Annotated in this window: 15 protein-coding genes; 10 read left to right on the plus strand and 5 right to left on the minus strand. The window is 69.2% G+C overall.

Annotated elements, in window-relative coordinates:
* Positions 1-33: 33 nt before the first annotated feature.
* The 6 genes from H9658_RS13275 to H9658_RS13300 all read left to right on the plus strand — a co-directional run bounded on the left by H9658_RS13275 (position 34) and on the right by H9658_RS13300 (position 7,858).
* The gene (locus tag H9658_RS13275; protein ID WP_191825679.1) at positions 34-2,031 is read left to right on the plus strand and encodes a methyl-accepting chemotaxis protein; all 1,998 of its coding nucleotides are present in this window, start codon (positions 34-36) and stop codon (positions 2,029-2,031) included.
* Positions 2,032-2,137: 106 nt separating this feature from the next.
* Positions 2,138-4,069 carry a HAMP domain-containing methyl-accepting chemotaxis protein gene (locus H9658_RS13280; protein ID WP_225209949.1) on the plus strand — a complete coding sequence of 644 codons (1,932 nt, stop codon included), beginning with the start codon at positions 2,138-2,140 and terminating at the stop codon, positions 4,067-4,069.
* Between the two features lie 9 nt (positions 4,070-4,078).
* Complete coding sequence (locus tag H9658_RS13285) at positions 4,079-4,612, plus strand: chemotaxis protein CheW (RefSeq protein ID WP_191825681.1); 534 nt, start codon at positions 4,079-4,081, stop codon at positions 4,610-4,612.
* Between the two features lie 55 nt (positions 4,613-4,667).
* A complete protein-coding gene (locus H9658_RS13290; RefSeq protein WP_191825768.1) occupies positions 4,668-5,927 on the plus strand; it encodes an EAL domain-containing response regulator in 1,260 nt (419 codons plus the stop codon).
* 13 nt (positions 5,928-5,940) lie between these two features.
* Complete coding sequence (locus tag H9658_RS13295; RefSeq protein ID WP_191825682.1) at positions 5,941-6,747, plus strand: CheR family methyltransferase; 807 nt, start codon at positions 5,941-5,943, stop codon at positions 6,745-6,747.
* A gap of 31 nt (positions 6,748-6,778) precedes the next feature.
* Positions 6,779-7,858, plus strand: a complete 1,080-nt coding sequence (locus H9658_RS13300) for a protein-glutamate methylesterase/protein-glutamine glutaminase (RefSeq protein WP_191825683.1) — start codon at positions 6,779-6,781, stop codon at positions 7,856-7,858.
* Positions 7,859-7,970: 112 nt separating this feature from the next.
* Here the strand turns inward: H9658_RS13300 and H9658_RS13305 are convergent, their stop codons facing one another.
* Entirely contained in the window at positions 7,971-9,527 is a 1,557-nt protein-coding gene (locus tag H9658_RS13305) for a phospholipase D family protein (protein WP_191825684.1), read from the minus strand.
* 68 nt (positions 9,528-9,595) lie between these two features.
* Complete coding sequence (locus H9658_RS13310; RefSeq protein WP_191825685.1) at positions 9,596-10,414, minus strand: helix-turn-helix transcriptional regulator; 819 nt, start codon at positions 10,412-10,414, stop codon at positions 9,596-9,598.
* Positions 10,415-10,606: 192 nt separating this feature from the next.
* Between H9658_RS13310 and H9658_RS13315 the strand changes: the two genes are divergently transcribed.
* The gene (locus H9658_RS13315; RefSeq protein WP_191825686.1) at positions 10,607-12,007 is read left to right on the plus strand and encodes an MFS transporter; all 1,401 of its coding nucleotides are present in this window, start codon (positions 10,607-10,609) and stop codon (positions 12,005-12,007) included.
* 37 nt (positions 12,008-12,044) lie between these two features.
* Positions 12,045-14,039: a glycoside hydrolase family 127 protein gene (locus H9658_RS13320; RefSeq protein ID WP_191825687.1), complete on the plus strand. Its 1,995-nt coding sequence runs from the start codon at positions 12,045-12,047 to the stop codon at positions 14,037-14,039.
* Positions 14,040-14,064: 25 nt separating this feature from the next.
* Here H9658_RS13320 and H9658_RS13325 read toward each other — a convergent pair whose 3' ends face one another.
* Together H9658_RS13325 and gpmA are read right to left on the minus strand one after the other, a co-directional pair.
* Positions 14,065-14,325, minus strand: a complete 261-nt coding sequence (locus tag H9658_RS13325) for an SHOCT domain-containing protein (RefSeq protein ID WP_179566081.1) — start codon at positions 14,323-14,325, stop codon at positions 14,065-14,067.
* Positions 14,326-14,361: 36 nt separating this feature from the next.
* The gene (gpmA, locus tag H9658_RS13330; RefSeq protein ID WP_179566083.1) at positions 14,362-15,111 is read right to left on the minus strand and encodes a 2,3-diphosphoglycerate-dependent phosphoglycerate mutase; all 750 of its coding nucleotides are present in this window, start codon (positions 15,109-15,111) and stop codon (positions 14,362-14,364) included.
* Positions 15,112-15,428: 317 nt separating this feature from the next.
* Between gpmA and nfi the strand changes: the two genes are divergently transcribed.
* Complete coding sequence (gene nfi, locus H9658_RS13335) at positions 15,429-16,139, plus strand: deoxyribonuclease V (RefSeq protein ID WP_191825688.1); 711 nt, start codon at positions 15,429-15,431, stop codon at positions 16,137-16,139.
* 127 nt (positions 16,140-16,266) lie between these two features.
* The gene (locus H9658_RS13340; protein WP_191825689.1) at positions 16,267-17,136 is read left to right on the plus strand and encodes a pirin family protein; all 870 of its coding nucleotides are present in this window, start codon (positions 16,267-16,269) and stop codon (positions 17,134-17,136) included.
* A 202-nt stretch (positions 17,137-17,338) separates the two neighbouring features.
* On the opposite strand, the gene H9658_RS13345 is transcribed toward H9658_RS13340, so the two are convergent.
* A complete protein-coding gene (locus H9658_RS13345; RefSeq protein ID WP_179566091.1) occupies positions 17,339-17,614 on the minus strand; it encodes a hypothetical protein in 276 nt (91 codons plus the stop codon).
* Positions 17,615-17,774: the final 160 nt, after the last annotated feature.

The following is a 17,774-nucleotide window of genomic DNA, read 5'->3' on the forward strand; positions in this document are numbered from 1 at the left end:
ACCCGCCATCCCAGCACCGATAGGTACATAGCCATGTCCAACGCCATCTCACTCTCTTCCAAGCTATGGACTGGCTGCTGCATCGCCGTGCTGCTGCCGCTGGCAGCCAACGCGGCCGGTTTCGCGCTGGCGCTGCCGCCAGGCCAGGTGCTGGCGCTGGCCGTCGCCGCGGCGGTCCTGGGCGGCGCGGTGCTCGCTTACGTGGCGTACGCGATCTCGCGCTCGCTGCGCATCGCCACCACCACCCTGGCCCGCTTCGCCCGCGGCAATTTCGAGGTGGTGATGCCGACGGTGCGCAACGACCAGGCCTGCGAAATCCTGCTGTCGCTGCGCGAGGTGCAGTCCGGCGTGCGCCAGATCAGCGACGAGATCGGGCGCATGTCGCGCGAGCACGATGCCGGCGACATCGACGTGGTCATCGATGGCCAGCGCTTCGAAGGCGATTTCCGCAGCATCGCCGAGGGCATCAACCGCATGGTCGCCAGCCACATCGCGGGCAAGAGGAAGGCCATGGCCTGCGTCGCCGAGTTCGGTCGCGGCAACTTCCAGGCCCCGCTGGAGACCTTCCCGGGCAAGAAGGCGTTCATCAACGACACCATCGAACAGGTGCGCAGCAACCTGCTGGGGCTGATCGCGCAGATGAACCACATGTCGGCCGAACACGATGCCGGCGACATCGACGTGACCATCGACAGCCAGCGCTTCGAAGGCGATTTCCGCAGCATGGCCGACGGCATCAACCGTATGGTGGTGGGCCACATCGCGGTCAAGAAGCTGGCGATGGGCGTGGTCGCCGAATTCGGCCGCGGCAACTTCGACGCGCCACTGGCGCAGCTGCCGGGCAAGAAGGCGTTCATCAACGACACCATCGAGCAGGTGCGCAGCAACCTGCGCGCGCTGATCCGCGACACCAACCTGCTGGTCGAGGCCGCCGGCGCCGGTCGCCTCGACGTGCGTGCCGACGCCGGCCTGCACCACGGCGATTTCCGCCGCATCGTCGACGGTGTCAACCAGACCCTGGACGCGGTGATCGGCCCGCTGAACGAGGTGCGCCAGGTGCTCAAGGCGATCGAGGAAGGCGACCTGACCCGCACCGCCAACGTTGCGTGCCAGGGCCAGCTGAAGGAACTGTGCGACAGCATCAATGGCACCGTCGCGCGCCTGGCGCAGGTGGTCGGCGAGGTCAACATCAACGCCGAGGCGCTGGCCAGCGCCTCGGAAGAAGTCAGCGCCACCGCGCAGTCGCTGAGTCAGGCGGCCAGCGAGCAGGCCGCGGGCGTGGAGGAGACCAGCGCCTCGCTGGAGCAGATGACCGCCTCGATCGCGCAGAACACCGAGAACGCCAAGGTCACCGACGGCATGGCGGCCAAGGCCGCGCGCGAAGCCATCGAAGGCGGCGACGCGGTGCGCTCCACGGTGGCGGCGATGAAGCAGATCGCGCACAAGATCGGCATCATCGACGACATCGCCTACCAGACCAACCTGCTGGCGCTGAACGCGGCGATCGAGGCCGCGCGCGCCGGCGAGCACGGCAAGGGCTTCGCCGTCGTGGCCGCGGAAGTGCGCAAGCTGGCCGAGCGCAGCCAGATCGCCGCGCAGGAGATCGGCGACGTCGCCACCTCCAGCGTCGAGCTGGCCGAGAACGCCGGCAAGCTGCTCGACCAGATGGTGCCGTCGATCAAGCGCACCTCCGACCTGGTGCAGGAGATCACCGCCGCGTCCGAGGAACAGACCTCCGGCGTCGGCCAGATCAACGCGGCGGTCGGCCAGCTCAACCAGACCACCCAGCAGGCTGCCTCCAATTCCGAGGAGTTGGCCGCCACCGCCGAGGAGATGAGCAGCCAGGCCGAGCAGCTGCAGCAGCTGATGAGCTTCTTCCGCACCAACCAGGTGACGGCGCCGCGGCGGCCGGTCGCGGTACCGCGCGCCAGCAAGAAAACGGCGCCTGCGCGGACACGCACCTTCAGCTACGGCGAGGGCGGACTGGCGCTGGTGACGTCGCCGGACGAAGTGCACTTCGACAGCTTCTGATCCGACGCCACGTCCAGTCCCGCAGTTGCCGACAATCGCCGTCCGCTGCCCGGACAACGCCACGCTCTCCAGTCAATCAACAGAGATCACACCCGTGTTCGCAAATATGAAGATCGGTACAAGAATCGGACTCGGCTTCGCCGCAGTGCTGCTGCTAATGCTCGGCATGGGCCTGTTCGCCACCGACAAGCTGGCCCAGGTCAACCAGTCCTCGACCGACATGGCCGAGAACTGGATGCCCAGCATCCGCTACATCCAGCAGATGAACACCAACACCTCCGACCTGCGCGTGGCCGAGCTGCAGCATGTGATCAGCGAGCGCCCCGAAGAAATGGCCCGGCTCGATCACGTGATGGAGCAGATCCTGGCCGACTACGCGAGCAACCGCGACCATTACGTCAAACTGATCTCCTCACCCGAGGAAAAGGCCGACTACGACGACTTCGCGCAAAAGTTCGACGAATACCTGGCGCTGCACAAGCAGGTGCTGCAGCTGTCGCGCGACCTCAAGACCAGCGAGGCGATGGCCCTGCTCAACGGCCGCCAGCAGACGCTGTTCGACGATTCCTCGGCGATCCTGGACAAGCTGGTCGACATCAACGTCAAGGGCGGCGAAGCCGCCAGCGCGCAGGGCGATGCGCTGTACGCCAGCGCGCGCAGCTGGATCATCGCGGTGATCGCGGTGTGCGTGCTGCTCGGCGCGGGCATCTCGGTGTTCATCGTACGCGGGCTGATGCGCCTGCTCGGCGGCGAGCCGGCCTACGTGGCCGAGATCGCCAACAAGGTGGCGCAGGGCGACCTGGCGCTGGACGTCAAGGTCCGCGCCAACGACAGCGGCAGCGCGCTGTATGCGATGCGCAGCATGGTCGAGCGGCTGAAGCTGGTCATCGACGGCCAGCGCCGCGTGGTCCAGGCCGCCAATCGCGGCGATTTCTCCGAGCGGATCGCTCTCGACGGCCTGGCCGGCTTCCAGCGCGAGATGGGCCAGGGCCTGAACGATCTGGTGCAGACCACCGGCGACAGCATCCAGGACGTGGTGCGGGTGATGGGCGCGATGGCCGACGGCGACCTGACCAGGAGCATCGACAAGAATTACGATGGCGCCTATGCGGAGATGAAGAACTACGTCAACGACACCATCGCCCGCCTGTCGCAGGTGGTCGGCGAGGTCAACGGCAATGCCGAGGCGCTGGCCAGCGCCTCGGAGGAAGTCAGCGCCACCGCGCAGTCGCTGAGCCAGGCGGCCAGCGAACAGGCCGCGGGCGTGGAAGAGACCAGCGCCGCGATCGAGCAGATGACCGCCTCGATCGGGCAGAACACCGAGAACGCCAAGGTCACCGACGGCATGGCCAGCAAGGCCTCCAGCCAGGCCATGGACGGCGGCGAGTCGGTCCGCGCCACGGTGCAGGCGATGAAGCAGATCGCGCAGAAGATCGGCATCATCGACGACATCGCCTACCAGACCAACCTGCTTGCGCTCAACGCCGCGATCGAAGCGGCGCGCGCCGGCGAACACGGCAAGGGCTTCGCGGTGGTCGCCGCGGAAGTGCGCAAGCTGGCCGAGCGCGCCCAAATCGCCGCGCAGGAGATCGGCGACGTCGCCAGCTCCAGCGTCGAACTGGCCGAGAACGCCGGCAAGCTGCTCGACCAGATGGTGCCGTCGATCAAGCGCACCTCCGACCTGGTGCAGGAAATCACCGCCGCCTCCGAAGAACAGGCCTCGGGCGTCAACCAGATCAACACCGCGATCGGCCAGCTCAACCAGACCACCCAGCAGGCGGCGTCCAATTCCGAAGAACTGGCCGCCACCGCCGAGGAAATGAGCGGCCAGGCCGAGCAACTGCAGCAGCTGATGAGTTTCTTCAAGCTCGCCGGCGTGGCGCAGGCACGCCGCGCCGCGGCCGCGCCCGCGACCGCGCGCAAGCCGCAGCAGCCGCCCGCGCGTGCCGCGGCCCGCAAGCCGTTCGTGCGTTTCGCCGACAGCCAGCTCGCGCTGGCCGGCGATACGCCGGACGAAGCCCAATTCGATACTTTCTGAGGACCGGCCATGACCGCTCACCCATCGCCCGTACCGTTCGGCGGCACCGATCTCGCTCCCGACCAGTTCCTGACCTTCCTGCTCGGCAAGGAGATGTTCGGCGTCGGCATCCTCGGCATCAAGGAAATCATCGAATACCGCACGCCGACCGACGTGCCGATGATGCCGCCGGCGTTGCGCGGGGTGATCAACCTGCGCGGCGCGGTGGTGCCGGTGGTGGATCTGCAGCAACGCTTCGGCCGCGCCGCCAGCGAGGTCACCAAGCGCACCTGCATCGTCATCGTCGAAGTCGCCAACGGCAACGAGCGCCAGGTACTGGGGCTGCTGGTGGACGCGGTCAGCGAAGTGCTGGAGATCGCCGCCGCCGACATCGCCCCGGCCCCTGCGTTCGGCGCCGGCATCCGCCGCGATTTCATCCACGGCATGGGCAAGGTCGGCGAGCGCTTCGTGATCCTGCTCGATGCCGATGCGGCGCTGTCCACCCAGGAGTTCGTCGCCATGGCCGGCGTCGAGTCGGGTGTCGAGGAAGGCATGGCCGCCTGAGTTGCCCTCGCGGCGTGGCGCCTGGCGCCGCGCCCAGCCCTCGCCCATCGACGGAATCCGCATGTCGCTCGTCCCCGAAATCGCCACGCTCAGCCAATTCGGTACGGTCCTGGTCGTCGACGACAGCCATGTGCAGCGCGAGCATGCGCTGGCGCTGTGCCTGCGGCTGGGCGCGGTGGCGGTGGAGGGCGTGCCGGACGGCCATGCGGCGCTGGCGCGGGTCAGCCAGGGACCGGCGCCGGGGCTGCTGATCGTGGACCTGGAAATGCCCGGCATGGACGGCGTGCAGCTGCTCGATGCGCTGGCCCGCTGCAGCGTGCGCGTGCCGATCGTGGTCGCCTCGCAACGCGGCGCGGCGCTGATCGACTCGGTGCTGCAGGTCGGCCGCGCCAACGGCCTGCAGGTACTGGCCGGCCTGGAAAAACCGCTGCGCGCGGCCGAGCTCGATGCGGCGTTGCAGGCGCACCCGCAGCCGCTGCCGGCCGCGCGCCACGACGCCGGCGCCGGCGACCCCACCGACGCGGCGATGCTGCAAGAAGCGCTGCGCCGCGGCGACATCGAAGTGGCGTACCAGCCCAAGGTGGACATGCGCAGCGGCCAGGTCAGCGGCGTGGAAGCGCTGGCGCGCTGGCGGCATCCGCAGAACGGGCAGATCGCGCCGGACCGCTTCATCGCCCTGGCCGAACGCGAAGGCCTGATCCACGCGCTGACCGCCAGCGTCGCCGACCAGGCGATGGCGCGGCTGGCGACCTGGAAGCAGTCCGGCTTCCGCCTGAGCCTGGCGATCAACCTGTCGCCGTGCCTGCTGCAGGACCCGGGACTGCTCGACGAACTGCATAGCCAACTGCGCCGCCACGGGCTGGTGCCGGCCGACGTGATCCTGGAGATCACCGAAAGCTCGCTGGTCGAGGCCAGCGCGCTGGGCATGCTGGCGCGGCTGCGGCTGCAGGGCTTCGGCCTGTCGCTGGACGACTACGGCACCGGTTTCTCCTCGCTGCAACAGCTGACCCGCATTCCCTTCACCGAACTGAAGATCGACCGCATCTTCGTGCACGACGCGCACCGCAGCCGCAATCTGCGCACCGTGCTGGAATCGGCGCTGGGCATGGCGCAACGGCTGGGCCTGAGCACCGTCGCCGAAGGCATCGAAACGGTCGAGGACTGGCAACTGCTGCAGGAACTGGGCTGCGACCTGGGCCAGGGCTATCTGCTGGCGCGGCCGATGGGCGGCGGCGCGCTGACCACCTGGCTGCTCGAGCACCAGACCCGACTGCAGGAACACGGCCCCACCGCGGCGCAAGCGCCGCATCACTGACTCCCGGACCATCATGACCAGCACCGACACCATCACCGAGCAGGAATTCGGCAAGTTCCAGCGCTTCATCTTCGACGCCGCCGGCATCACCATTTCCCCGGCCAAGAAGGCGATGCTGTGCGGGCGCCTGGGCAAGCGCCTGAAGGCGCACTCGCTGCAGACCTACACCCAGTACCTGAAGCTGCTGGAAAGCCGCGAAGGCAGCGGCGAGGTGCAGACCGCGATCGACCTGCTGACCACCAACGAGACCTACTTCTTCCGCGAGCCCAAGCACTTCGAACTGCTGCGCAAGCTGGCGAGCGAGCACAAGGGCAACGCGCCGTTCCGCATCTGGAGCGCGGCCAGTTCCACCGGCGAGGAGGCCTACAGCATGGCGATGGTGCTGGACGACACGCTGCAGGGACGCCCCTACGAAGTGGTCGGCACCGACATCAGCACCCGCGTGCTGGCCAAGGCGCGCACCGGCCACTATCCGCTGCAGCGCATCGAGCACATGCCGCCGGCGCTGCTCAAGCGCTACTGCCTGAAAGGCCGCGGCGAATACGAAGGCAGCCTGCTGATCGACCGCAAGCTGCGCGACAACGTGCGCTTCCTGCACGCCAACCTCAACGCATCGCTGCCCAACCTCGGCCAGTTCGACGTGATCTTCCTGCGCAACGTGATGATCTACTTCAACGGCCAGACCAAGCGCGAAGTGGTCGCGCGGGTGCTTTCCGTGCTCAAGCGCGGCGGCATCTTCTGCATCGGCCACTCGGAAAGCCTCAACGACGTCAACAACGAGGTCGTGCAGGTGGCGCCGTCGGTGTACCGCAAGCCATGAACACCGCTGCCGCTACTCAAAGGAACGACCGATGACGACGACGATCAAGGCCATGGTGGTCGACGATTCGGCGGTAGTGCGCCAGGTGCTGGTGGCGGTGCTCAACGAGGCGCCCGGCATCGAGGTGATCGCCGCGGCCGCCGATCCGCTGCTGGCGATGGACAAGATGCGCCAGCAATGGCCGGACGTGATCGTGCTGGACGTGGAAATGCCGAAGATGGACGGCATCACCTTCCTGCGCAAGATCATGAGCGAGCGCCCCACCCCGGTGGTGATCTGCTCCACCCTCACCGAGAAGGGCGCGCGGGTGACCATGGACGCGCTGGCCGCCGGCGCGGTGGCGGTGGTGACCAAGCCCAAGCTCGGCCTGAAACAGTTCCTCACCGACTCGGCCGACGAACTCGTCGCCACGGTGCGCACCGCCGCGCGCGCCAACGTCAAGCGCCTGGCCGCGCGCAGCGCCGCGCCGCCGGTGGAAGCGGAGGTCAAGCACAACGCCGACGTGATCCTGCCGGCGCAGGGCGGGCGCCCGCTGGCGCAGACCACCGAGCGGGTGATCGCGATCGGCACCTCCACCGGCGGCACCCAGGCGCTGGAGGAAGTACTGACCGCGCTGCCGCGGGTCAGCCCCGGCATCGTCATCGTCCAGCACATGCCGGAGAAGTTCACCGCCGCGTTCGCCGCGCGCCTGGACAGCCTGTGCCAGATCGCGGTGAAGGAAGCGGCCAACAACGACCGCGTGGTGCCGGGCCGTGCGCTGATCGCGCCCGGCGGCAAGCACATGCTGCTGCGCCGCAGCGGCGCGCAGTATTTCGTCGAGGTGGTGGACGGGCCGCCGGTGAACCGGCACCGGCCGTCGGTGGACGTGCTGTTCCGCTCCGCCGCGCGCGCCGCCGGCGGCAATGCGCTGGGCATCATCATGACCGGCATGGGCGACGACGGCGCGGTCGGCCTGCTGGAGATGCGCCAGGCCGGCGCGCGCACCGTGGCCCAGGACGAACAGAGCAGCGTGGTGTTCGGCATGCCCAAGGAAGCGATCAAGCGCGGCGGCGCGGAGAAGATCCTGCCGCTGGGATCGATGGCGCGCGAGATCGTGCAGCAGCTCGGCTAACGCCGCTCCGCGGTCGCTAGCTCCTGTAGGAGCGGCTTCAGCCGCGACGGGCATCACCGATGGACCTGTCGCGGCTGAAGCCGCTCCTGCAATTTCGCGACGGTCGGTGCCGCTACAGCTGCGACTCCACCGGCAACCAGCCGATCACCCGCGCCGCGGCACGCCGCCAGAACCCCGCCTCCGGCTCGCGGTCCCAGGTCTGCGGCGGCCGCGCCGCGGCATCGTGCCAGCGCACGGCCCCATCCTGCAGCGCCAACCGATAGCTGACCGGCGCCGACACTTTCGTCCGGTACAGCCGCTCGAGTTCGGCCGCCGCCGCGCGATCGCGGAACAGCAAGCCCATCTCGGTATTGAGATTCATCGAGCGCGGGTCGAGATTGAACGAGCCGATGAAGCCTTCGCGCCCATCGACCACGAACGCCTTGGTGTGCAGGCTGGCGCCGCTGGAGCCGAACAGGCTGCCGCCCGGATCGCCCTGCGGCTTGAGCTCGAACAACGCCACGCCCTGGCGCAGCAGCGGCAGCCGGTAGCCGGCATAGCCGCCATGCACCGCGACCACGTCGTTGGCCGCCAGCGAGTTGGTCAGCACGCCCACCGCGACGCCGCGCTGGCGCAGCTGGCCGATCCAGCGCATGCCCTCCTCGCCCGGCACGAAGTACGGCGAGATCAGCGCCAGCTCGCGTTGCGCGCGCGCCATCTCGCCGACCAGCCGCGGCGTCATCCAGTCCGCGCGCGGCGGCGCGCCTTCGGCCTTCTCCGGCGGGTCGGACACGATCGACGCCTCGGCGCTCCAGTGGAGCGGGCGCTCGCCCTCGACCAGGTTGCGCACGCTGGGCGCCTGCCGCAGGCGCTGCACGTAGGGGTGCGCACGCGCCGAGCCCAGGCCGGCATCGATGCTGGCGCGCAGCCTGGGCAGCGCCTCCGGCTCGGCCTGCACCAGCGCACCGAGCGGCACCGCGGTGCGGCTGTTCCAGTACGCGTCGAAGATCTGCGCGGCCTGCGCCACCGCCGGCCCGACCACTGCGACATCGGTATCCATGAAATTGGTGTCGCGCGCCGCATCGAAGTATTCGTCGCCGACGTTGCGCCCGCCCACCACCGCCATGCGCCCGTCGGCGATCCAGGCCTTGTTGTGCATGCGCCGGTTGACGCTGAAGAACCGCAGCACCAGCTCCACGCCGCGCATCAGCGTGCCTTCGCGGGCGCGGGTCGGGTTGAACAGCCGCACCTCGATCAGCGGATGGCGGTCCAGCGCGGCCAGCACCGAATTGCTGCCGTGCACGTTCATGTCGTCCAGCAGCAGGCGCACGCGCACGCCGCGGTCGGCGGCGCGCAACAGCTCGTTGTAGAGCAGGTTGCCGGTGAAATCCGCATGCCAGATGTAGTACTGCAGGTCCAGGCTGCGCCCGGCCGCGCGCGCGGCCGCCGCGCGCACCGCGAACGCTTCGACGTTGTCGGGCAGGATCACCATGCCGCTGTGCCCGGGATGCGCGGCGGTCAGCGGCGCCACCACGCGGTCGATCGGGGTCTGCAGTGCGGTCGCCGGCAGGGCGTGGCTGGCCGGCCCCTGTGCGCGGTCGGCGAAGCGGCCGTAGCCGTACAGCGCCGCCAGCGAGGCCAGCACGAACGCGGCCAGGGCGATGCCGCTCCATTTCAGCGCCTTCTTCATCTTGCGGACTCTCCATGACATCGGCGCAGTGTAGGCAATGCCCTGTGTAGGCCGCTGCGCGAACGCGCTCACCCCGAGTTGATGTGCTCCTTGCAGTACAGCCGCCGATACGCGGTCGGGGTCATGCCCAGGCGTTGGCGGAAGATGCGGCGGAAATAGCCGCCGTCGCTGAAGCCGGCGCGCTGCGCGACTTCGTCGACGGTGCAGGTGTTCACCAGCAGCAGCTTCTCGGCAAAGGCGATGCGCTGGCGATGGATCGCCTCGGTCAGCGTGGTGCCGAACGCGCGGCGGTAGATGCGGCCCAGGTAGTCCGGGTTGCAATGCAGCTGCGCGGCCAGCGTGGACGCGGTGAGCGCGGTGTGGAACTGGGTGCCGATCAGTTGCTTGGCGCGGTACGCCAGCGCCACGCCGGCACGGTCGGAGTCGTGCGGGTCGGGCCAGGCGCCGGCCACGCATTGCAGCATCGACAGCACGATCGGCTCCAGCATCGGCAGCGTGCGCCGTTCTTCCTGCTCGCCGAGGAACCAGCGGAACAGGCCGACGAAACGCTCCGGGTCGCGGATCGCGCTGCGTTGCGGCATCGACAGCAGCGTCGCCTCGTCCGCGGCGACGGCGGTCGGCGCCAGTTCGAAATGCACCCAGTAGAAGCGCAGTTCGTCGGAGAAGCGGCCCAGGCCGGCGTGTTCGCGGCCCGGCCACAGGATCAGGGTCTCGCCGGGGCCGATGTGGAAGTCGTCGTCCTGTTCGCGGATCGACAAGGTGCCGCGCTCGACGAAGATCAGCTCGTAGGACTGGATCACCCGGGTCGGGTGCGCGCCGATCCCGCGGGAAATGAACAGGCCGCCGTTCTGGACCCGGATCGGATAGGCGACTGCGAGTTCGAGCATGTCGGAAGCGTCTCCCCGGCGAGAATGGCACGCTGCACTGCAGCAAATAACGCACGGCATCGCCGCGAGCGCCGCTGCGGCCATGCAGGTCGGAATCGTACCGTTTTTATACCGCGCCGGCTCTTGTTCCGATGCCGGCGGCATGCGACTTTGCGGTGGCGCCGCCTCCCGCGCCCGCCAGGAACCGTCCCGTTGAATGCGACAGCCGTTGGCCCCGTTGCCGCAGGCGCCGAACAGGCCGCCACGCACCGACTCTCGCGCCTGGAAAAGTTCGGCTACGGCCTGGGCGACGCCGGCGGCACCATCGTCACCTGCCTGATCGCCAACTTCCTCACGTTCTTCTACACCGACGTGTTCGGCCTGACCCCGGCGCTGGTCGGAACGCTGTTCACCGTGCTGCGCATCGCCGATGCGGTGTCCGATCCGCTGATGGGCCTGCTCGCCGACCGCACCCGCAGTCGCTGGGGCCGCTTCCGCGGCTGGCAGCTGTGGATCGCCTTGCCGATCGGCATCGCCTGCGTGCTGACCTTCAGCACCCCGCAGCTGAGCTACGCGGCCAAGGTCGCCTACGCCTTCGCCAGCTATTTCCTGCTGTCGCTGTGCTACACCGCGATCAACGTGCCGTATTGCGCGCTGATCAACAGCATGACCGGCGACCACCGCGAAGTGGTGTCGGCGCAGTCGTGGCGCTTCGTGCTGTGCGGCATCGCCGGCTTCCTGGTCTCGGTCGGGCTGCCGTGGCTGGTGCGGGTGCTCGGCAATGGCGATGCCGCGCACGGCTACCAGCTCGGCGTGGGCGTGCTCAGCGGGCTGGCGGTGGCGATGTTCCTGTGCTGCTTCTTCGCCGTGCGCGAGCGCGTGCCGGTGAGCCTGCTGGGCGAGGCCGGCATCGGCGAACACCTGCGCGGGCTGCTGCGCAACGACCAGATGCGGCTGGTGCTGCTGATGTCGTTCCTGCTGATCAACGTGTTCAACATCCGCGGCGGCGGCTATCTGTATTTCATCAACTACGTGCTCGGCGGCGGCGCCGGCTACACCTCGCTGTTCTTCGCGATGGTGGCGCTGGCCACGGTGCTCGGCGCGCTCGTGGTCAACGCGCTGTGCCGCCGCTTCGATCCGCTGGCCCTGTACCTGCACACCAACCTGGCGCTGGCCGCGCTGGGCGTGCTGCAGTGGTGCATGCCCACCGGGCCGGCGCAGCAGACGCTGTGGCTGGGGCTGATCTTCGTCAACTGCCTGGTGCTGGGCTTCGCGCTGCCGCTGCACTTCTCGATCATGGCCTTCGCCGACGACTACGGCGCGTGGAAGAACCGCATCCGTTCCTCCGGCATCAACTTCGCCTTCAACCTGTTCTGCATCAAGCTGGCCTGGGCCTCGAGCGCGGTGGTGATCAGCTACCTGTTCGTGCGCGTGGGCTACCGCGCCGGCGCCGAGCACCAGACCGCCGCCTCGCTGCAGGCGATCACCCTGCTGGAAACGCTGATTCCCGCCGCGCTGCACCTGCTGCTGGCCGCGGTGATCTACCGCTGCCGCCTGCGCCGGCCGCTGCTGGCCGAGATCGGTGCCGATCTGGCCGCGCGGCCGGTGCACTGACCGCTTCCCTCCTCCTCCCCACAGGATCGCCGCCTCCATGCCGCACTCGCTCGCCCCGCCGCCCGAACTCCCGCTCGACCGCCTGCGCATCGCCGACCCGTTCTGGCAGCGCTACCAGCGCCTGGTGCAGGACGTGGTGCTGCCGTACCAATGGGACGCGCTCAACGACAACGTCGCCGATGCCGAACCCAGCCACGCGATCGAGAACTTCCGCATCGCCGCCGGGCGCAGCGACGGCGCGTTCTACGGCATGGTGTTCCAGGACAGCGACGTGGCCAAGTGGCTGGAAGCGGTGGCCTACCTGCTCGCGCAGCATCCCGATCCGGCGCTGGAACGCGATGCCGACGCCACCATCGAACTGATCGGCGCCGCGCAACAGGCCGACGGCTACCTCAACACCTATTTCACGGTGAAGGCGCCGGAGCAGCGCTGGACCAACCTGGCCGAATGCCACGAGCTGTACTGCGCCGGGCACATGATCGAGGCCGGCGTCGCCTACCACCAGGCCACCGGCAAGCGCGCGCTGCTGGACATCGTGTGCCGGCTTGCCGACCACATCGACGCCACCTTCGGCCCCGGCCCCGCGCAGCTGCATGGCTATCCCGGGCATCCGGAGATCGAACTGGCGCTGATGCGCCTGTACGAGGCCACCGGCGAGCCGCGCTACCTGGCGCTGACCCGCTACTTCGTCGAGCAGCGCGGCACCGCGCCACACTACTACGACGAAGAATACGAAAAGCGCGGGCGCAGCTTCTTCTGGGGCGGCCATGGGCCGGCGTGGATGATCGAGGACAAGGCCTACAGCCAGGCGCACGTGCCGGTCGCGCTGCAGACCACCGCGGTCGGCCACGCGGTGCGCTTCGTCTACCTGTACGCCGGCGTGGCGCACCTGGCGCGGCACAGCGGCGACGCCGAACTGCGCGCGACCTGCGAGCGCTTGTGGGAGAACACCACGCAGCGCCAGCTGTACCTCACCGGCGCGATCGGCGCGCAGAGCTACGGCGAAGCCTTCAGCGTCGACTACGACCTGCCCAACGACACCGCCTACAACGAGAGCTGCGCCTCGATCGGGCTGATGATGTTCGCCAACCGCATGCTGCAGCTGGCGCCGGACAGCCGCTACGCCGACGTGATGGAGCGGGCGCTGTACAACACCGTACTGGCCGGCATGGCGCTGGACGGGCGCCACTTCTTCTATGTCAATCCGCTGGAAGTGCATCCGCCCACCGTGCACGGCAACCACGGCTTCGACCACGTCAAGCCGGTGCGCCAGCGCTGGTTCGGCTGCGCCTGCTGTCCGCCGAACATCGCCCGCGTGCTAACCTCGCTCGGCCACTACATCTACACTCGCCGCGACGACACGCTCTACGTGAATCTGTACGTCGGCAGCGACGCCGCGTTCGACGTGGACGGGCAGACCTTGACCCTGCGCCAGCGCGGCGAGTACCCGTGGCAGGAACAGGTGGAACTGAGCGTGGATTGCGAGGTGCCGATCGAAGCTGCATTGGCGTTGCGCCTGCCTGACTGGTGCCGTGCGCCGCAACTGCAACTCAACGGCGAAGCGGTGGCGATCGAGGCGCATCTGCAGCACGGCTACTGCGTGCTGCGCCGGCGCTGGCAGCGCGGCGACACCCTGCACCTGCGCCTGCCGATGCCGCCGATGCGGGTCAGCGGCCATCCGCGCGTGCGCCATCTGGCCGGCAAGGTCGCGCTGCAGCGCGGGCCGTTGGTCTACTGCCTGGAGCAGGCCGACAACGGCACGCAGCTGCACCAGCTGCGCCTGCCCGCCGACGCGGCGATCCGCAGCGAACCCGGCAGCGGCACGCTGGCCGGCCAGGTGCTGCTGCAGGCCGAAGGCGAACGCCTGCACGGCCACGACGATGCGCAGGCCGACACCTCGCCGCTGTACCGCTACGACGCGCCGCCGCCGTCGCGACAGGCGCAGACCCTGACCTTCGTGCCCTACTTCGCCTGGGCCAACCGCGACGAAGGCGAGATGCGGGTGTGGGTGGACGCGAGCGGCGACGACTGAGCCCGCGCACCGCCGCGCGGCGCGCTCACAACTCGGCGAGGATCTGCTGGCGCCGGCGTTCGTACTCCGCCTGGTCGATCAGGCCCTGCGCGCGCAATGCTTCGAGCGCGCGCAGCCGCGCCTCCACCGATGCCGCCGGTGGCAACGGCGGCGGCGAAGCAGCGCGCTGGGATGCTTGCGCACGCTGGTCGCGACGCATGGCCAGCCATACCGCCGCAAAGACCAACACCGGCAGCGCCAGTACGACGAACAGAATCACGAAGTGCCAGATGCTGAATCCACCCATCCCATCCTCCTTGATGCGGCGCGTGCCGCGTGGGTGTTACTTCGCCTTGCCCTGGTTGGCCACCGCTTCGGCCGCCTTCTTCGCCGCTTCCGGATCGCCGAGATAGCGGTAGGACTGCACCTTCAACTCATCGTCCAGCTCGAACAGCAGCGGGATGCCGGTGGGGATGTTGAGTTCCAGGATTTCTTCGCGCGAGACGCCGTTCAAATACTTGTACAGCGCGCGCAACGAGTTGCCGTGCGCGGTGACCAGCACGGTCTGCCCGGCCTTCAGCTGCGGCGCGATCGCGTCGTGCCAGTACGGCAGCACGCGCTCGAGCGTGGTCGCCAGCGACTCGGTGGCCGGCAACGCGTTGCGGTCGAGCGTAGCGTAGCGGCGGTCGTGCAGCGGATGGCCCGGATCGTCGGCCTCCATCGGCGGCGGCGGGATGTCGTAGGAACGGCGCCAGATCTTGACCTGCTCCTCGCCGTGCTTGGCCGCGGTCTCGGCCTTGTCCAGGCCCTGCAGGCCGCCGTAGTGGCGTTCGTTGAGGCGCCAGCTCTTGTGCACCGGCAGCCAGTCCTGGTCCAGTTCCTTCAGCGCGCCCTGCAGGGTGTGGATGGCGCGCTTGAGCACCGAGGTGTGCGCCACGTCGAACTGCAGCCCCTCCTCGCGCAGCAGGCGACCGGCGGCGGCGGCTTCCTGGCGGCCTTGCTCGGTGAGATCCACGTCCACCCAGCCGGTGAAGCGGTTATCCAGGTTCCACTGGCTCTGGCCATGGCGCAACAGTACGAGTTTGCGGGTCACTGCGACGGTCTCCGTTGGGGGATGCGTGGGTCGTGCGGCCCTGGATTGTAGCCGGTGGCTGGGAATGGGGAGTCGGGAATGGGGAATGGAAACGGCTTGGCGTTCCGGCGCGCTTTGCCGTCTGGCGATCTGTCGCGGCTGAAGCCGCTCCTACAAAGGGCACGCCGGGCTGACGCTGCGCTGGAACGCAAGCGGATCGGCGCTGATCACTCGTCGCCAGACATCGATCGGCAACCTGCTTCAACGATTCCCCATTCCCGTTCCCCATTCCCAGCTCCTCCACGCCACAGCCACGAGCGCGGCGCGATCATCGCCACATGGACACTTCTTCGCACAGCGTCTTCGGCGACTGGGACGGCAGCATCGTGCAGGCGCGGGCGCTGCAGGCCACGCTGGCCAAGCAGGTGCGGCTGCACGACGAAGTGCCGGACCCGCCGCGCTGGCTGGCCGGATTCGACGTCGGCTTCGAGGACGAGGGCCGCATCACCCGCGCCGCCGCCGTGCTCATCGACGCCGACACCCTGCAGCCGCAGCAGGCCGAGATCGCCCGCGTACCGACCTCGATGCCCTACGTGCCGGGACTGCTGAGCTTCCGCGAACTGCCGGCGCTGCTGGCCGCGCTGGCCCTGTTGCGGCAGCGTCCGGACCTGGTGTTCGTCGACGGCCAGGGCATCGCCCATCCGCGCCGGCTCGGCATCGCCGCGCACTTCGGCGTGGTCACCGGCCTGCCCAGCATCGGCGTGGCCAAGAAACTGCTGGCCGGGCGCTATGACGAACCCGGGCCGCAGGCCGGCGACCGCAGCCCCATCGTGCACCGCGGCGATACCGTCGGCTGGGCGCTGCGCAGCAAGCCGCGCTGCAATCCGCTGATCGTCTCGCCTGGCCACCGCGTCGCGGTGGACAGTGCGCTGGACTGGACCCAACGCTACCTGCGCGGCTACCGGCTGCCGGAGCCGACCCGCCTGGCCGACCGGCTGGCCTCGCGCCGCGGCGAGGTCGCGATCCCGACACAGCCGGGACTCCTGTAGCCCCAGCGCGAAGCGCGCACGCCGCGGCGGCCCGGCGCACCGCGGAACATTGCGTTTTGCCAGCGCCCGGGCGCCCTGCCGCGGCGGCATGCGAAGCTTGCATCCCCGTTCGCCGCGAGTGCCTGCCATGCCCACCCTGATCGCTCCCCGCGTCCACGACATCGGCGGTTTCGAAGTGCGCCGTTCGGTGCCCAGCCTGCAGGCGCGCAGCGTCGGCCCGTTCGTGTTCATCGACCACATGGGCCCGGCGATCTTCGAACCCGGCCACGGCGTGGACGTGCGCCCGCATCCGCATATCGGCCTGGCCACGGTGACCTTCCTGTGGTCCGGCGAGATCGGCCACCGCGACACGCTCGGCTCGGACCAGGTGATCCGCGCCGGCGACGTCAACTGGATGACCGCCGGCCGCGGCATCGCCCATTCCGAGCGCACGCCTACATCGCTGCGCGCGCAGCCGCATCCGCTGCACGGCATGCAGACCTGGGTAGCGCTGCCGAAATCGGCCGAGGAAACCGCGCCGGCGTTCTACCACCATGCCGCCGCCAGCCTGCCGCAGCAGCGCCGCGACGGGGTGTGGCTGCGGGTGATCGCCGGCCGCGCCTACGGCGAGGAATCGCCGGTCAAGGTGTTCGCCGACACGCTCAACGTGGCGCTGGACCTGGACGCGGACGCGGAGATCGACCTGGACACGGGCCACGTGCAGCGCTCGCTGTACGTGCTGGAAGGCGAGGCGCAGCTGGACGGCGTGGACATCCCCGCGCGCCACCTGGTGCTGCCCGAAGCCGGCGCGCGCGGACGCTTGCGCGCCAAGACCCCGCTGAAGGCGATGCTGATGGGCGGCGAGCCGCTGGACGGGCCGCGCCACCTGTGGTGGAACTTCGTGTCCAGTTCCACCGAGCGCATCGAGCAGGCCAAGCGGGACTGGCGCGAGGGCCGCTTCGGGCTGATCCCCGGCGACGACCAGGAATTCATCCCGCTGCCCGAACCGGGCAAGTAAGGCGGCCGGCGCGACCGGCGTGATTCGGGCGCGGCGCCGCGCATCGCGGCATGTCGACCAGGACGCCGCGACCCGAGGGAGCGACGCCGGGCGGCCTGGTGTCGCCCGTCGCAGCGGGCACCATCGGTCAGGCCCGTCGCGACCGATGAGCGAGGCCACCCGGAGGCGCTTTCCCACTGCGTCAAAAGCGGATCGAGAAACGCTAGCGCGCCGCAGCGGCCGCCACGCGGCCCTTTGCCGGCACCGCGTCGTCGGCCAAGTCCACCGCAAGCTGCTGCAGCTGTTGCGCCAGGGCCTTGTTACTAACGCCGTCGCTGGCCTCAAGCAGGGTGTAGACCGCCTGCAGCTGGCGCAGGCCCTTGGGCGGCACCTTGATCACCTTGCCGCCGACGATGACGAAACCGCCGCCACCGACGGCGACGCCGGGCGACAGGTAGCTGGCGACGATGACGAATCTGCGCGGATCGATGCTGGGCATGGGCTGTACTCCTTTACAGGGATGGAAGGACGACACCGCAATGCGCCTGCTGGCGCGGCGGCATCCCCTGCTTCAACGCGGCGCGGGCGCCGCAGCGGCCACCGCCCACTGACTGCATTCAGGCGAGCGCCGCCCCACGCCGGTGCCGGCGCGCGGGTTT

Source organism: Xanthomonas bonasiae (assembly GCF_014836395.1).
Lineage (GTDB): Bacteria > Pseudomonadota > Gammaproteobacteria > Xanthomonadales > Xanthomonadaceae > Xanthomonas_A > Xanthomonas_A bonasiae.

Bases quoted from the DNA above. Each gene is read 5' to 3' on its own strand.
- H9658_RS13275 (WP_191825679.1), top strand. From the start codon at position 34: ATGTCCAACGCCATCTCACTCTCTTCCAAGCTATGGACTGGCTGCTGC.
- H9658_RS13280 (WP_225209949.1), top strand. From the start codon at position 2,138: ATGAAGATCGGTACAAGAATCGGACTCGGCTTCGCCGCAGTGCTGCTG.
- H9658_RS13285 (WP_191825681.1), top strand. From the start codon at position 4,079: ATGACCGCTCACCCATCGCCCGTACCGTTCGGCGGCACCGATCTCGCT.
- H9658_RS13295 (WP_191825682.1), top strand. From the start codon at position 5,941: ATGACCAGCACCGACACCATCACCGAGCAGGAATTCGGCAAGTTCCAG.
- H9658_RS13300 (WP_191825683.1), top strand. From the start codon at position 6,779: ATGACGACGACGATCAAGGCCATGGTGGTCGACGATTCGGCGGTAGTG.
- H9658_RS13305 (WP_191825684.1), bottom strand. From the start codon at position 9,527: ATGAAGAAGGCGCTGAAATGGAGCGGCATCGCCCTGGCCGCGTTCGTG.
- H9658_RS13310 (WP_191825685.1), bottom strand. From the start codon at position 10,414: ATGCTCGAACTCGCAGTCGCCTATCCGATCCGGGTCCAGAACGGCGGC.
- H9658_RS13320 (WP_191825687.1), top strand. From the start codon at position 12,045: ATGCCGCACTCGCTCGCCCCGCCGCCCGAACTCCCGCTCGACCGCCTG.
- H9658_RS13325 (WP_179566081.1), bottom strand. From the start codon at position 14,325: ATGGGTGGATTCAGCATCTGGCACTTCGTGATTCTGTTCGTCGTACTG.
- nfi (WP_191825688.1), top strand. From the start codon at position 15,429: ATGGACACTTCTTCGCACAGCGTCTTCGGCGACTGGGACGGCAGCATC.
- H9658_RS13340 (WP_191825689.1), top strand. From the start codon at position 16,267: ATGCCCACCCTGATCGCTCCCCGCGTCCACGACATCGGCGGTTTCGAA.
- H9658_RS13345 (WP_179566091.1), bottom strand. From the start codon at position 17,614: ATGCCCAGCATCGATCCGCGCAGATTCGTCATCGTCGCCAGCTACCTG.